This is a genomic window from Frigoribacterium sp. 2-23, assembly GCF_049601585.1.
In the GTDB taxonomy this organism is placed as follows: Bacteria; Actinomycetota; Actinomycetes; order Actinomycetales; family Microbacteriaceae; genus Frigoribacterium.
The window spans coordinates 2,018,663-2,032,219 of sequence record NZ_CP187126.1; the positions used below are offsets into that span (position 1 = coordinate 2,018,663).

Consider the following 13,557-nt stretch of genomic DNA (forward strand, 5'->3'; position numbering starts at 1 on the left):
GGGCTGGAGGTTGCGGAGGAGACGCGCCGGGCTACCTGCCACTACTGAGAATGGGTCGACGTCTTTGGTAACGACGGAACCCGCCCCAATAACGGCGCCGTCGCCGATGGTGATACCCGGCCCTATAAAGCTCCCTCGACCGATCCACACATTGTTGCCGATTCGCACGGGTGCCAGGCGTGTGCCTTCTCCGGGGGCAACCTCGTGCGCCCCTGAGTCAGAGATGGACACGAAGCTTCCGATTTTGACGGCATCGCCTATTGTCACCTGCCGGTGGCACGTGATGGTCGTACCTGCATTGATCAAGCCGCCGTTGCCGATCTGTAGCCTGGCGCCGTTCCTTGTCTCGAGAGCTATCCTCGCTTCAGCTCCGAGCAACGTCAGGCGAGAACCCACAAACATACTGCCCTCGTTCTTCACGATGGGCAACCAGTGGTGTGCAACGGGACGGCGCCCGTAGGTCACTCCATGACGGCGAAAAAGCAGGGCGGCGCGGAGTATTCTCAGCTCGCGCATTATCCGATCTCTCATCGGGTCCACTCTGGGCACGTCAGATTGCGGCGACACTCGCGTTGAATCACCATGTTCAGAAGGCCCCCTCTTTAGCCAAGACAGCTTTTAGCGTTCGCCACAAGATTATGAGGTCACCGGCCATGGACCAGTTCTCGACGTAAAAGAGGTCAAGGCGCACACTGTCCTCCCACGACAAGGTCGAACGGCCGCTCGTCTGCCAGAGACCTGTAATACCGGGCTTTACCAAGAATCTCCGGTGCACGCGCAACTCATATTGCTCGACTTCGCGTGCAAGTGGTGGGCGAGGTCCCACCAAGGCCATATCACCGCGCAGAACGTTAAACAGCTGAGGCAGCTCATCCAGGCTGAAACGCCGTAGTGCGGCTCCAACCGGCGTAACCCGTGGATCGTCCTTCATCTTGAATAGAACGCGGTTTCCTTCTTGACGCACATTCGTCAAGAGGTCAGGGAGTTGCTTCTCTGCATCAACGACCATCGAGCGGAACTTGAACATCCGGAACGTGTCTCCGTTCAGCCCGATGCGCTCCTGAAAGAACAAGACAGGTCCGGGAGACGTAAGCCTCACTGCCAATGCGACGATCGCCAGAATTGGTGACGTCAGGACAACGAGCATGAGCCCCACGATCAGGTCGAACAGTCTCTTCGCGAACAGTTTCTGGCCGGCGTACGTCGGTGTCTCGACGTGAATCAAGGGGAAGCCGGCAACAGGACGCGTATGGATACGCGGGCCACCTATGTCTGTGAGGCTGGGCGCCATCACGAGGTGTTGACCGCCTGGCTCCAGACTCCAACTCAGTTCCTTGACACGCTCCGGCGGAAGGTCATCCGAACTCGTGATGACCACCGTGTCAGCAGCACTCGCGATGAGCGCTGCCTCGAGTTCGTCGAAGTTGCCGAATACCGGAATGGCCAAGTCGCGGCCGGTCGTCAGAGGGCTGGTACCAGGTAGACAGGCTCCTACCACGCGATATCCAGCGGAGGGTTGCGACATGAGTTGGCGGGCGAAGTGTTCGACGGAGTCGCGGGAACCAACCAAGAGGACCTTCGCCGAGTACCGGCCTTGCGACCGCTGAATCACGAGCCATTGCCGCCACAGCCATCGCACGAAGATGAGGGTCAGGGTGCCGAGCGGGAAGGCGATGAGGATGTATCCGCGCGCCAGGTCGATGTGGAAGAGAAACGCCGCAATAGCGAAGACTCCAAAGACGCGAAGACTCACATCGAAGATCAGCTTGTATTCCGTACTACCCGTTCCGATGACGCGATCGGAGCGAGAACCGTATAAGCCGAGGACGAACAGCCACACGACGATCACGATGAGCGAGACGGCCGTGTAGTTGATGGCGACGTCGCGAAGGTTTCCTCGGAAGGCGAGGTTGGCCGTGTCCATACCGAACCAGGCGATCTGAACCCCGAAGACGACCCAGATTAGGACAAGTGCGTCAGTGACGAGCAGACGGCGGGCATACGCCTTACTCCAGCCGATCGTAGAACTCGCCTGCCGCACCTCCGCGGTCGACGGAGCCTCGGTCACCACGTCGCGCCGCCGTCGGCTGACACGAGGGTCTTGTCGTTGGACGTCAGCCAGACGGCATTGCCGGTCGTCGCCAGTACCGTGCCACCGGCGACGAGATCGGTGGCCGGCGCGCAGCCCACGAGCGACGGGAAGCTTCGCGCGGTCAGCGGCGCGTTGACCGATTGAATCGCGACACCGTCGCAGTTCTGGACACGCGACGCTGCGAGGAGGTAGCCCGTATCCGTCAGCGCCAGATCGATCAGCCCAGGAGCCTCGACTGTGACCCACCCAGCCGACCCCGTCTTCGTGGCGAACTCGGCGGCGCAGGCGACGACATCGGTCGTACCGCTCGCGAGCCCCCGCACGGGCGAGGTGCACGGCGAATCGGCTGAGCCAGCGCTGAGCTTGACCGTCGACGCGCCGGGCGTGACGTACGGCACGGCATCCGCTCCGCGCGCGACCTGTGTCCACGGGGGCATTGCCGATCGTGCGAGCGCCGAGGCCGACCAGAGCTGCGGGGTGCAGTCCTCGCCCACTCCCCCGAGCACCGACATGGTGCCGTCGGTCACGGTGAGCGACAGGACGGTCTTCGGCGCGAACGCGGTGGTGTCGACCGGAGACCAGGTCGCGCCTCCATCGCTCGTCTGCTCGATCACGGCCGAGCCGGCCGTGCACGAACCCGCGGTCGCACGCCATGCCTGCGTCGCGCTGAGCGCCGCCACGAAGGCGACGGGCGCTTCGGCGTCAGATGAGACTGCACCGGTCGCGGACGGCGACGGGGTCTCGCTGGTCGTCGACGTCGGATCGGGGAGCGGGGTGAAGGTGGGGATCGGTCCGGCCTCGCCGGCCGGTCCGTTGCGGGAGTTCAACAGCAGCGCGCCGATCAGCACGGCATCGATGATCACGAGGGCCGCGAGAAGCACGACCCCGAGGGGCCGCCTGCCGTTGCCCGCGGAGGTCTTCACGCGTCGGCCCGACTGCTCTCACCGGCACGCAGCGCCGAGACGATCGTGGTGACGGCCCGATCGATGTCGGCGGCCGCACGCTCGTGCACGGCCTGACCGCGACGGTAGGGGTCGACGACGTCCTCGTCATCAGCGTGCTCGAAGGGGGCCACCATGCCGCGCAGGCTCGCAATGAGCCTAACGATCTGTGTCGGGTCCTCGGCGGCGGCCAGTTCCCCAGGATCGGCTCCCTCGACCAGGTGCGCGAACTGCGTCAGGGTGAACGTGCGTCGGGAGGCCCGGGGCGACAGCCGAACGGCGGCTGCCCGGTGGTCCCGCCCGGCCGTCAGAACGAGATCGGCGCTCTCGACGAGCATCTCGGTGAGGTAGGTCGCCTCGTGATCGGCGGGCGTGCCTCCGTACGCTCGCGACATCTCGGCAGCCGTCGCGTCCATCGCCTGACCGCTCTGCGCCATCGTGCCAGCACTCATGACCACGAACGGCGTCACGGAGTCGGCCAGGCGCGCGGTGAGCAACTGCTCGGCCAGCGGCGAGCGGCAGATGTTGCCCGTGCAGACCGTGAGGATCGTGAACGGACGCGGCGACGTCATCGAGCGGCCTTACGGGCCTCGACGCCCACGCGGGTGCGCTCCTTCTTGGACGCCTTCGACTCGGTGTCGTCGTCTATTCCGTAGCCGTACGCTCCGCCGTAGCGGCCGTAGCCGTAGGCGTCCGGGCCCTTGGTCGGCATCATCGTCATGACGAAGCCGGCGACGGGAGCACCGACGCCCTCGAGCGCGCTCACCGCCCCCGCGAGCTGGCTCTTGTGCGTCTTGCCCGACGCGACCACGACGATGGCACCGCTGGCGCTCTTCGAGAGGATCGCCGCGTCGGTGACGGGCAGCAGGGGCGGTGCGTCGAAGAGCACGTAATCGAATTGTTGCTCGAGCAGGGCGATCAGCTCCTGCATCGCGCGCGAACCCAACAGCTCGCTCGGGTTCGGCGGGATCTGGCCCGCCGGCAGAACGTGCAGCTGACCGCGACCCCAGGGCTGCGCCACATCGGCGAGGTCGGCACGCCCGATCAGCAGGTCGGTCAGACCCACCGAGCTCTCGATGCCCATGTAGTCGCCAAGCTTCGGACGACGCAGGTCGGCGTCGATCACGATGACGCGGTTGCCGGCGTTGTCGAGCGCGATCGCGAGGTTGGCGACCGTCGTGCTCTTGCCCTCGCTCTGCACGGACGAGGTCATGACGAAGGTGCGCGCCCGACCGCCGAGATCCAAGAACTGGAGATTCGTGCGCAAGGTCCGGAACGACTCCGCGCGGGGGCTGCGCGGATCGGCCTGCACGATGAGCGGGCGCGAGCTGGCCTTGGGGTCGAAGGCGATGCCGCCGACCACGGGGGCGGTGCTGATCTTCTCGACGTCCCCCTCATTGCGGACACGGTTGTCGAGCGTGTGCCGGAGCACAGCGATGCCGACACCGATCGCGAGACCGACGAGGAGGCCGAGCGCAAGGTTCAGGGGGATGTTCGGGCTGACCGGGGACACCGGCACCTGCGCCTCCTGCACCCGCGTGAGCTTGACCTGCGAACCGCCGGTGTCGCTCGTCGACTCGATCTGCTGCACCACGTTCGTGAGGCTCTGCGAGGTCGCATTGGCGATGTTCGCCGCCATCACGGGGTCTTCACTGACGGCATCGATCTGGATGAGAGTCGTGTCGAGCGGCGCGCTGGCCGTCAGCGACTTCGCGAGCTGCTCGGCCGTGGTCTCGAGCCCGAGACTCGTGATCACGGGCAGGAGCACGATCGGCGTGGTCACGAGACTCGCGTACGTCTTGACCCGCTGCTGCGTGAACGTGTTGCCCTGGGCGAGGTCCGAGACGCTCCCGCTGGTCTGCGTGGAGACGAAGACCTGCGCGGATGCGCTGTAGTCGGGTGTCTTGACGAGGGAGTACGCTGCGGCGGCCCCCACACCGACGAGCACCATCGCCACGATGAAGACCCACCCCTTGCGCAGGACGGTGATGTAGTCGCGAAGCTCCACGGCTGATTCCCTTGTGATCGTGCTCGTGACCTGTGATCGAGGCACGTGAGCCCAATGCTGCCATATGAGAACGTCTCGGCCCTTTAGCGGGAGCGTGTCCGCCCCGTAGTTTGGGGCCATGACATCGAATGGCTCCGCGAGCCGCGACGAGAGCACAGGCACCCAGCTGCGCGAGAGGTCGGCGGCCTGGGACGTCGTGTACGCGGCCCTCGCCCTCGTGGCCGTCGTGATCGCGTCGAGCGCCGTGTCCGATCTGCTGAGTTCTCAGCCCGCCGCCCTCCCGGAGTTCGTCCGGCTCCTGGCGTCGTACGCCGTGGTCTGGATTCCCCTCGCGGCGGCGGTCGTCTTCGCGGGGACGGGCGTCGGTCGGCGCGCCGTGTTCCGTCATCTCGGGCTGCGCGTCCGGCCCATCGACGCCCTGTGGGGCGTCGGCATCGGCCTCATTGCACGAGTGATCGACGCGATCGTGAACCTCGGCGCGACTGGAGCCACCGGGCTCGAACCGCTGCCCCTGATCGACGGCGGCCCGACCGGGGCCACGCTCGTGTTGTCGGTCGTCGCGCCCGTGCTGATCGCCCCGATCGTCGAGGAAATCTTCTTCCGTGGCCTGTTGCAGCGGTCGCTCGGCCGCGTCTTCCACCTGAGGGCGGGGCTCTCGGCGACGGCCTCCGGGGTCGTGTCGGTCGTGCTCACCGCAGCGGTCTTCGCCCTGATGCACGGCCTCGTCGGCCCTCAATCGACCACGACTCTCGTCCTGACGCTGATCGGCACGTTCGTGTTCGGCCTGCTCGCCGGCGCCGTCACGGCCGCGACAGGACGCCTCGGCGGCGCGATCATCGCGCACGTCGTGTTCAACGGGCTGGCCGTGTGGGCGACGTGGGGGGCGTGACATCGACCCCAGCCGAATCGGTCAGGCGCGAGCGAGTCTGAAGTCCTCGGCGACCATCGCCTCGACGATCTGCTCGAACGTCACTGTCGGCTTCCAACCGAGAGTGTCCCTCAGTCGAGTCGAGTCGCCGACGAGCGTCGGGGCGTCGGACGGACGCTGGAAACGCGGGTCGACCCGCAGCAGAGTCGACACGTCGGAGAGCCCGGCCGCCGTCAGCGCAGCCTCGGCGAACTCCCGAACTGTGTGTGCCCGACCCGTCGCGACGACGAAGTCCTCGGAGCTCCGGGCCTCGACCATCAACACGAGAGCCTCGGCGACGTCGGGCGCCCAGCCCCAGTCACGCGCGGCGTCCAAGTTGCCGAGGGCCAGATACTCCTGGCGACCGAGAGCGATCTCGACCGCTCCTTGCGTGATCTTGCGAGTGACGAACGCAGACGGCCGTCGAGGTGACTCGTGGTTGTACAGGATGGCGCTGACCGCCCGGACGCCCGTCGCGCGATAGGCGCCGACGAGCACGTGACCATAGGCCTTCGATGCGCCGTAGGGATTCATCGGCGCGAGAGGGGACGCCTCGCTCTGGATCGCATCCACTGCCGCACCGAATATCTCCGCGCTCGAGGCCTGGATGAACTGACACGGGTGACCGTCGTCTTTTAGCTGGCTGACGGTCGCGAGCAGATTCGCCACGGCCAGACCGTTGATCGATGCCGTCTCGACGGGCTGTTGCCACGAAGCGGCCACCGAACTGAGCCCGGCGAGGTTCACGATGGTGTCGGGGCGCTCGTCCCGGACGGCGCGAGCGACGCCCTCGAGGTCGAGAAGGTCGGCTTCGACAGTACGGACCTCGGTCGGCAGGCCGTTCTCGATCTGGTCACGCGAGCGGACCAGCCCCACACACTCCCACCCACGAGCAATGGCCTTCTCAGCGAAGTAGCTGCCGGTCTGGCCGCCGATCCCGGTGACGAGTACCCGCATCGCGTCAGGCGCCCGACTTCTCTTTTGCCGCGATCGCCAGGTCGGCGTCGACCATCATCGTCACCAAGTCCTCGAAGGCGACCGAGGGAGCCCACTCGAGTCTCGTTCGCGCCTTGGCGGAGTCACCGATCAACAGGTCGACTTCAGCGGGCCGCAAGAGGGCCGGGTCCTGGTGGACATAGCCAGACCAGTCGTCGATGCCCACGTGTGCGAACGCGATGTCGAGGTACTTCCGGACCGACTGCGTCTCACCGGTCGAGATGACATAGTCGTCGGCCTCGTCCTGCTGCAGCATGCGCCACATGGCCTCGACATAATCGCCGGCGAAGCCCCAATCACGCTGGGCATCGATGTTGCCGAGGTCGAGGCGATCCTGCAACCCGAGCGAGATGCGAGCCACGGCCGTGCTGATCTTGCGCGTCACGAACTCGGGCCCGCGAAGGGGGGACTCGTGATTGAAGAGGACACCCGACGACGCATGCATGCCGTACGACTCGCGGTAGTTGATGGTCATGTAGTGACCGAAGACCTTCGCGACGCCGTAGGGCGACCGGGGCCAGAGCAGCGTGGTCTCCCTCTGCGGCACCTCTTGGACGCGCCCGAACATCTCGGATGACGACGCCTGGTAGAAACGCACGGCGGACACGTCGTCGCCGGCGTAGAGACGCACAGCCTCCAGCATGTTCAGCACCCCGAGACCCGTGACCTGGCTCGTGAGCTGCGCGTTCTCCCACGAATAGGCGACGAAGGAGATCGCGCCGAGGTTGTAGACCTCGGTGGGCTGGGCCACCTTGAGGGCACGCAGAAGACTCGACTGGTCGAGCAGATCACCGGTGAGGATCTTCACCTCAGGCGCCCACGCCTGAAGGACAGGGATCTTCGGGTTGTTCTGCCCACGAACGAGGCCGTAAACCTCGTAGCCCTTGGACAGCAGCAGCCGGCTCAGGTACATGCCGTCCTGACCGGTGATGCCCGTGATAAATGCTCTTTTTGCGTTCTGCACGGTCCCGACAGTAGTGGAGGGGTACGGCCCACGCGCGCAGAACGGCCCCGTCGCACGACGTGCGGCGGGGCCGTTTCGCTGGAAGCACAGTGTGTGACAGCGGCCACGAGTGGAGATGGGGGGAATTGAACCCCCGTCCATCGCTGAGATTGCACGCATTCTACGGGCGTAGCCAGATGAGACGTTCTACTCGGCCCCGACCTTTGCTACTGGCTTCTAGGTCGACGAGCCCAGCCCGAGTGCAAGTCCCGCGTGACCCCCAGGCGTAGTCACGCAGCAAGCCCTCTAGATGACGTCAGGCTCCGGTTAGAAGGCGGTCACCGGTCTGACGGACTTCATGTGGCTCTACTGCTTACGCAGCGAGAGCGAAGTCAGTGCGCTTGTTATTGGCACTTATTGTTTTCCAGAGATCGTTTACGAGATAACCCTGGATCCTCGGCCCGCTTCTCGTTCGCACACAGGCGATGTCGAAACCGATCATCCCCGTGAAGGGGCCGTTGTCACACACTGTTGATTTACCAAGCCGCTGAGCCCGACCTAGGGGCGGGCGTCAGCAGCTTCTCAGTCTACGTCGCGGGCGTCGCCTGCGCCAGCCCGGCAGCGACGTCGGACATGATCTTGCCGCGGATCGCCGCCATCGCCGATCGATAGCCCGCCGCCGCCGCGAGGATCACCTGCGAGCCCATGTCGCTCGCGTTGCCGGCCACGAACAACCCGGGCACGCTCGTCGCCCCGTCGCCGTCGACGACCACGAAGTCGACGCCCACCATCGGGTTGGCGGCCGTCTCGAGCCCGAACTGGTGCACGAGATGATCGTTGGGCTCGACGGCCGAGGCGGCGTGCACCCAGTCCGAGTCGAGCGGCTCGCCGTTCTCGAGGGTGACACGCGTCCCGTCGCCGATCTGCTCGACCCGGGTGGCCCGGTCGTCGACGATCGTGACCCCGCGCGAGGTCAGCGTCGCGCGCTCGTCGCCGGAGAGCTCGAAGCCGTTCGTCACGTAGGTCACCTGCGCACCCCACTGCGGCAGCAGGATCGCGGCGTGCGTCGCACCGGGCACCGTCGCGATCGACACGACCGTCTGGTCACGCACCTCCCAGCCGTGGCAGAACGGGCAGTGGAAGACCTTCGAACCCCACAGCTCGGCCAGCCCGGGGATGTCGGCGAGGCGATCGGTCAGCCCGGTCGCGACGATGACCCGCGCGGCTTGGACGGTGTCGCCCGCCTCGGTCGTCAGCATGAAGGCGCCCATCTCCCCCGTGATCGAGACGACCGTGGCCGGGATCACGGGCACGCCATACGTCTCGAGCTCACGCCGACCGCGGGCCAGCAGCTCGGCCGGGTCGACGCCGTCTGCACCGAGATACGACGACAGCCGGTGGGCGAACCGGTTGCGCGGCAGACCGGCGTCGAGCACGACGGTCGACAGGCGGGCACTGCCGGCGACGAGCGCGGCACTGAGGCCGGCCGCTCCCCCGCCGACGATCGCGAGATCGATCGGCGAGGTGGGCAGGGCGATGGACGAGGAGGCACGGGTCGAGTTCTGCATGTCCCCGACGCTAGGCAGCCTGGTCACACTTCGGCAAGCGTGCTTGCCGTTCTGGCAACGAGCCGCGATGATCGTGGGATGACAGACGATCTCGGCCCGCGCCTCCGGAGCCTTCGCTCGGCCCAGGGGCTCACCCTGCAGCAGCTCGGCGATCGCACGGGCATCTCGCCCAGCACCCTGTCCCGACTCGAGTCGGGCGAACGACGCGCCACCCTCGAACTGCTGCTGCCGCTCGCCGATGTCTTCGAGGTGACGCTCGACGAGCTGGCGCGTGCTCCCCGCCCGGTCGATCCGCGCGTCCATCGCGCGCCGGTCGTCCGACACGGGCGCGTGCTGCAACCCCTCACCCGGAAGGCGTCGACGCTGCAGGCCGTCAAGATGTCGATCCGTCGCAGCGACACGACGCCGACGCCTCAGACACACACCGGGTTCGAGTGGCTGTTCGTGCTGAGCGGTCGGCTGCGACTGGTCCTCGGCGAGACGGACACCGTGCTGGAGGCCGGCGAAGCGGCCGAGTTCGACACACGCCTGCCTCATTGGATCGGATCGACCGGCGATTCGGACGTCGAGGCACTGGCCATCTTCGGGCCGCAGGGCGAGCGAATGCACGTCGCCGTCGCGACGGAGGCGCTGCCCCGCACGGACTAGCGCGACAGCGCGACGTCGGCTATTCGCCGAGGTGCTTGCGAGCCGAGATGGCCGCCTGCGCCTCGCGCGTCGCCGTGCGCTCGCGCAAGGTCTGCCGCTTGTCGTACTCGCGCTTACCCTTCGCCACGGCGATCTCGACCTTTGCACGTCCATCCGTGAAGTAGATCTTGAGCGGCACGATCGTGTAGCCGCCGGCCTGCGTCTTGTGGCTGATCTTGACGATCTCCTGCTTGTGGAGGAGCAGCTTGCGCTTGCGTCGCGGGGCGTGGTTGTTCCAGGTGCCCTCGGTGTACTCGGGGATGTGCACCGCGTCCAGCCAGGCCTCGCCCGCGTCGACGAACGCGTAGCCGTCGACGAGCGACGCCCGCCCCTGCCGCAGCGACTTGACCTCGGTGCCGCTGAGGACGATGCCCGCCTCGTACGTGTCCTCGATGAGATAGTCGTGGCGCGCACGACGGTTCGTGGCCACGACCTTCTCGCCCTGCTCTTTGGCCACGAGTGCCTCCTGGTTGATTGCCGCTGATGCGTTCTGGTGATGCCACCGCGAACGCGGCAGCCCATCAGTATACGGGACGTCAGTCGCCTCGCCGCACCTGCTTCACGTAGCGGTAGACCGTCGGCTCCGAAACGTGCAGAGCCTCGGCGACCTGCGCGACGGCACCCTTGAGCAGGAAGACCCCCGAGCGTTCGAGATCGCGGACGGCCGCGATCTTCTCGTCCGGCGTCATCCGATGCGGGTCCACGCCCTGCGCCGCGACGATCCGCTCGACCCCGTCGAGCGTGAGCTCGTCGACGTCGATGCTGAGGCGCTCGGTGACCGCGGGCTGGTCGTGATCTCGACCCGTGCCTCCTCGGCTCGTCTGCCCGTCGCCGCCGGGGCCGGCCGGCATGCCCTTGACGAGACCGGTGGTGGCCGTGATCGCGGTGAGCAGATCGCGGGCCCGGGTGAGGGGCTCGTCGTCGATGTTCACGCAGAGCATGCCGACGACGCCACCGGTCGCATCGCGGATGAAGAACGTCGACGAGCGGAACGTGCCGCCGGTGCGGGACTGCGCGAGATAGTTGGCGAGGAAGTCGCGGTCGTCGTGCTCGTGGTTCTGCAGCACCTTGAGCACGAGGTCGGTGGCCGGCCCGCCGACGGTGCGGCCGCTGACGTGACCGTTGGTGAGCGCGACGATGGAGCGACTGAGATCGCTCGTGTCGTGCAGCACCACCTCGGCCCGGGGGCCCAGCAGCTGGGCGACGAAATCCATCAGCGGCAGGTAGGGCGCGAACTCGGGCCGGAGCTCGCGCGTGGGGTCGACGCTCGTCGCGCTCGGTTCTGTCGACATGGGCTGGCCCTCCGAATTCGTGCGAGCGCATCGGTGCCTGATCGGCGCGGTGCGACTCCTCCACAGATTACCGGGATGTAACAGATTTATCGCACTGTGATAATTTTCTCTCATCACGCCGAGAAATCGGCTAGCTTGCGATGACCGACGACGCTCACGAAAGGCGACACCATGACCCGAACCCGCTCCGCCACCGCTCTCTGGAGCACCGCTGCCGTGGGCCTCACGCTCGCCCTGACCCTCACCGGCTGCGGCGGACCCAGCGCTCCTCAGCCCGGAGACGCCAAGGGTGACGCCACGAGCTCGTCGTCGACGGTGCCCGACACGTCGAAGATCCTCGACGAGGTCTCGAAGGACGACGCCCTCGCCGCCAAGGTGCCCTCCGCCATCGCGGACAAGGGCACGCTGACCGTCGGCTCGAACGTGCAGTCCGCGCCGAACAACTTCTACGCGGCCGACGGCTCCACCGTGATCGGCTCGGACCACGACCTCATCACCGCCATCGGTAAGAAGCTCGGCCTCGACGTCGACTACAAGAACCAGGACTTCGGTTCGCTCATCACCAGCCTGCAGTCGGGCCGCGTCGACGTCACGATCGCCGCCATGAACGACACGGCCGAGCGCCAGAAGACGATCGACTTCGTCGACTACCTCACCTCGGGCATCACGCTCATGGTGCAGAAAGGCAACCCGGCCAAGATCACCGGCCCCGACACCCTGTGCGGCAAGAAGATCGCGGTCGTCACCGGCACCAGCCAGCAGACGTTCGCCGAGACCACGAGCGCGACCTGCGAGACCAAGGGCGAGAAGGCCCTCGACATCACCGTCACCGACAGCGACAGCCAGAACCAGACCCAGCTGCGCACCGGCCGCATCGACGCGATCGTGAACGACCTGCCGAGCGCAGTCTACATCTCGAAGACCACGCAAGACGGCAACGCGTTCGAGGTCGTGCCCGGCGACGTCATCGACGGCGCCCCGTACGGCATCGGCGTCAACAAGGACCAGCCCGAGCTGCGCGACGCCATCGCCGAGGCGCTCGACTCGCTGATCGCCGACGGCACCTACGCCGACGTGCTCAAGGCCTGGGGCATCACCTCGGGCAGTGTCACCGAGGCGACCGTCAACGGCGGCAAGTAGGTGGCGGCCCCCTCCTCGGCGACCGGCGCCCGTCCCGGCGACGGGACCCGCGCCTCCTCGTCGCCTCGCGAGCTGCTGCCTCAGGTCCGCCTGAAGCACTGGGGGCGGTGGATCAGCGCGATCGTGATCGTCGTGCTGATCGTCGCCCTCGTGATCGGGGCGTCGCAGGGCAACATCTCGTATCGCGACATCCCGTACTACGTGATCTCGCCGATCATCCTGCAGGGGCTCGTCGGCACGATCGTGCTCGCGGTCGTGGCGCAGGTGAGCGCCGTGATCATCGGCGTCGTCATCGCCCTGATGCGCATCTCGAGGAACCCCGTGGCCCAGGCGTTCGCGGCCGGGTACACCTGGCTGTTCCGTGGGCTGCCCGTGCTGCTGCAGATCCTGCTCTGGTACAACCTGGCGCTGATCTTCCCCCGCTTGCAGCTCGGCATCCCGTTCACTGACGTGACGTTCATCGATGTCAGCACGAACGACATCATGACGACGTTCGTCGCCGCCTTCCTCGGGCTCGCGCTGAACGAGAGCGCCTACATGGCAGAGATCGTCCGGGCCGGCCTCAAGAGCGTCGACCGGGGCCAGATCGAGGCGGCGCAGTCGATCGGCCAGACGCCGATGCAGCGCATGGGTCGCATCGTGCTGCCCCAGGCGATGCGCGTCATCATCCCGCCGACCGGCAACGACTTCATCAACATGCTCAAGGGCACGGCGATGGCGTCGGTGATCGGCTATCTCGAGCTGATCAAGGCCGCGAACAACATCTCGTCGTTCAACCTGCAGGTCATGGAGACCCTCATCGCCGCGGCGATCTGGTACATGGTCATCGTCAGCGTGGCGAGTGTCGGGCAGTACTACCTCGAGCGCAGCTTCGATCGGCAGGACCGCCGACCCGGGGGCACGCCGGGCGCCCGGTCGCTCCGCCGCAAAGTCGCCGCCGACCTCGGCCGCGCACCCCTCGTGAGGAGCACACCGTGAGCGCA

The 13,557-nt window shown here is 66.6% G+C and carries 13 protein-coding genes, 1 other RNA gene and 1 pseudogene; 4 read left to right on the top strand and 11 right to left on the bottom strand.

Going from position 1 to position 13,557, the window contains the following annotated elements; translation table 11 throughout:
• Positions 1-12: 12 nt before the first annotated feature.
• From ACPEEZ_RS09470 to ACPEEZ_RS09490, 5 genes and pseudogenes are all read right to left on the bottom strand, one after another.
• Positions 13-162: pseudogene (locus ACPEEZ_RS09470) on the bottom strand (DapH/DapD/GlmU-related protein); the annotation flags it as partial.
• 424 nt (positions 163-586) lie between these two features.
• Positions 587-2,071: a sugar transferase gene (locus ACPEEZ_RS09475; RefSeq protein ID WP_423917959.1), complete on the bottom strand. Its 1,485-nt coding sequence runs from the start codon at positions 2,069-2,071 to the stop codon at positions 587-589.
• On the bottom strand, positions 2,065-3,015 hold the full coding sequence (locus tag ACPEEZ_RS09480) for a hypothetical protein (RefSeq protein ID WP_423917961.1): 951 nt from the start codon (positions 3,013-3,015) through the stop codon (positions 2,065-2,067). Before ACPEEZ_RS09480 ends, ACPEEZ_RS09475 begins: the two co-directional genes overlap by 7 nt.
• Positions 3,012-3,605: a low molecular weight phosphatase family protein gene (locus tag ACPEEZ_RS09485; RefSeq protein WP_423917964.1), complete on the bottom strand. Its 594-nt coding sequence runs from the start codon at positions 3,603-3,605 to the stop codon at positions 3,012-3,014. Before ACPEEZ_RS09485 ends, ACPEEZ_RS09480 begins: the two co-directional genes overlap by 4 nt.
• Entirely contained in the window at positions 3,602-5,041 is a 1,440-nt protein-coding gene (locus ACPEEZ_RS09490) for a polysaccharide biosynthesis tyrosine autokinase (RefSeq protein WP_423917967.1), read from the bottom strand. The genes ACPEEZ_RS09485 and ACPEEZ_RS09490 overlap by 4 nt, the downstream gene beginning before the upstream one ends.
• A 118-nt stretch (positions 5,042-5,159) precedes the next feature.
• Here ACPEEZ_RS09490 and ACPEEZ_RS09495 point away from each other — a divergent pair, with 118 nt between their 5' ends.
• Positions 5,160-5,930: a lysostaphin resistance A-like protein gene (locus ACPEEZ_RS09495; RefSeq protein ID WP_423917969.1), complete on the top strand. Its 771-nt coding sequence runs from the start codon at positions 5,160-5,162 to the stop codon at positions 5,928-5,930.
• A 21-nt stretch (positions 5,931-5,951) separates the two neighbouring features.
• Here the strand turns inward: ACPEEZ_RS09495 and ACPEEZ_RS09500 are convergent, their stop codons facing one another.
• From ACPEEZ_RS09500 to ACPEEZ_RS09515, 4 genes are all read right to left on the bottom strand, one after another.
• Positions 5,952-6,905 carry a GDP-mannose 4,6-dehydratase gene (locus ACPEEZ_RS09500; protein WP_423917972.1) on the bottom strand — a complete coding sequence of 318 codons (954 nt, stop codon included), beginning with the start codon at positions 6,903-6,905 and terminating at the stop codon, positions 5,952-5,954.
• Between the two features lie 4 nt (positions 6,906-6,909).
• Complete coding sequence (locus tag ACPEEZ_RS09505; protein WP_423917974.1) at positions 6,910-7,908, bottom strand: GDP-mannose 4,6-dehydratase; 999 nt, start codon at positions 7,906-7,908, stop codon at positions 6,910-6,912.
• 107 nt (positions 7,909-8,015) lie between these two features.
• Positions 8,016-8,393, bottom strand: a transfer-messenger RNA (tmRNA) gene (ssrA, locus tag ACPEEZ_RS09510).
• An 81-nt stretch (positions 8,394-8,474) separates the two neighbouring features.
• The gene (locus ACPEEZ_RS09515) at positions 8,475-9,455 is read right to left on the bottom strand and encodes an NAD(P)/FAD-dependent oxidoreductase (protein ID WP_423917977.1); all 981 of its coding nucleotides are present in this window, start codon (positions 9,453-9,455) and stop codon (positions 8,475-8,477) included.
• Positions 9,456-9,533: 78 nt separating this feature from the next.
• On the opposite strand from ACPEEZ_RS09515, the gene ACPEEZ_RS09520 reads away from it, so the two are divergent.
• Positions 9,534-10,103, top strand: coding sequence for a helix-turn-helix domain-containing protein (locus tag ACPEEZ_RS09520; protein ID WP_423917980.1), 570 nt, complete (start codon positions 9,534-9,536; stop codon positions 10,101-10,103).
• A 19-nt stretch (positions 10,104-10,122) separates the two neighbouring features.
• Here ACPEEZ_RS09520 and smpB read toward each other — a convergent pair whose 3' ends face one another.
• Together smpB and ACPEEZ_RS09530 are read right to left on the bottom strand one after the other, a co-directional pair.
• Entirely contained in the window at positions 10,123-10,599 is a 477-nt protein-coding gene (gene smpB / locus ACPEEZ_RS09525; RefSeq protein ID WP_423917983.1) for an SsrA-binding protein SmpB, read from the bottom strand.
• A gap of 79 nt (positions 10,600-10,678) precedes the next feature.
• Entirely contained in the window at positions 10,679-11,434 is a 756-nt protein-coding gene (locus ACPEEZ_RS09530; protein ID WP_423917986.1) for a helix-turn-helix transcriptional regulator, read from the bottom strand.
• A gap of 171 nt (positions 11,435-11,605) precedes the next feature.
• Here ACPEEZ_RS09530 and ACPEEZ_RS09535 point away from each other — a divergent pair, with 171 nt between their 5' ends.
• Together ACPEEZ_RS09535 and ACPEEZ_RS09540 are read left to right on the top strand one after the other, a co-directional pair.
• Positions 11,606-12,574, top strand: coding sequence for an ABC transporter substrate-binding protein (locus ACPEEZ_RS09535; protein ID WP_423917989.1), 969 nt, complete (start codon positions 11,606-11,608; stop codon positions 12,572-12,574).
• Positions 12,575-13,552 carry an amino acid ABC transporter permease gene (locus ACPEEZ_RS09540; protein WP_423917992.1) on the top strand — a complete coding sequence of 326 codons (978 nt, stop codon included), beginning with the start codon at positions 12,575-12,577 and terminating at the stop codon, positions 13,550-13,552.
• Positions 13,553-13,557: the final 5 nt, after the last annotated feature.

What these genes read in the sequence shown, in the direction of transcription:
- ACPEEZ_RS09485 (WP_423917964.1), bottom strand. Translation starts at nt 3,605, where the DNA reads ATGACGTCGCCGCGTCCGTTCACGATCCTCACGGTCTGCACGGGCAAC.
- ACPEEZ_RS09520 (WP_423917980.1), top strand. Translation starts at nt 9,534, where the DNA reads ATGACAGACGATCTCGGCCCGCGCCTCCGGAGCCTTCGCTCGGCCCAG.
- ACPEEZ_RS09500 (WP_423917972.1), bottom strand. Translation starts at nt 6,905, where the DNA reads ATGCGGGTACTCGTCACCGGGATCGGCGGCCAGACCGGCAGCTACTTC.
- ACPEEZ_RS09535 (WP_423917989.1), top strand. Translation starts at nt 11,606, where the DNA reads ATGACCCGAACCCGCTCCGCCACCGCTCTCTGGAGCACCGCTGCCGTG.
- ACPEEZ_RS09530 (WP_423917986.1), bottom strand. Translation starts at nt 11,434, where the DNA reads ATGTCGACAGAACCGAGCGCGACGAGCGTCGACCCCACGCGCGAGCTC.
- ACPEEZ_RS09495 (WP_423917969.1), top strand. Translation starts at nt 5,160, where the DNA reads ATGACATCGAATGGCTCCGCGAGCCGCGACGAGAGCACAGGCACCCAG.
- ACPEEZ_RS09515 (WP_423917977.1), bottom strand. Translation starts at nt 9,455, where the DNA reads ATGCAGAACTCGACCCGTGCCTCCTCGTCCATCGCCCTGCCCACCTCG.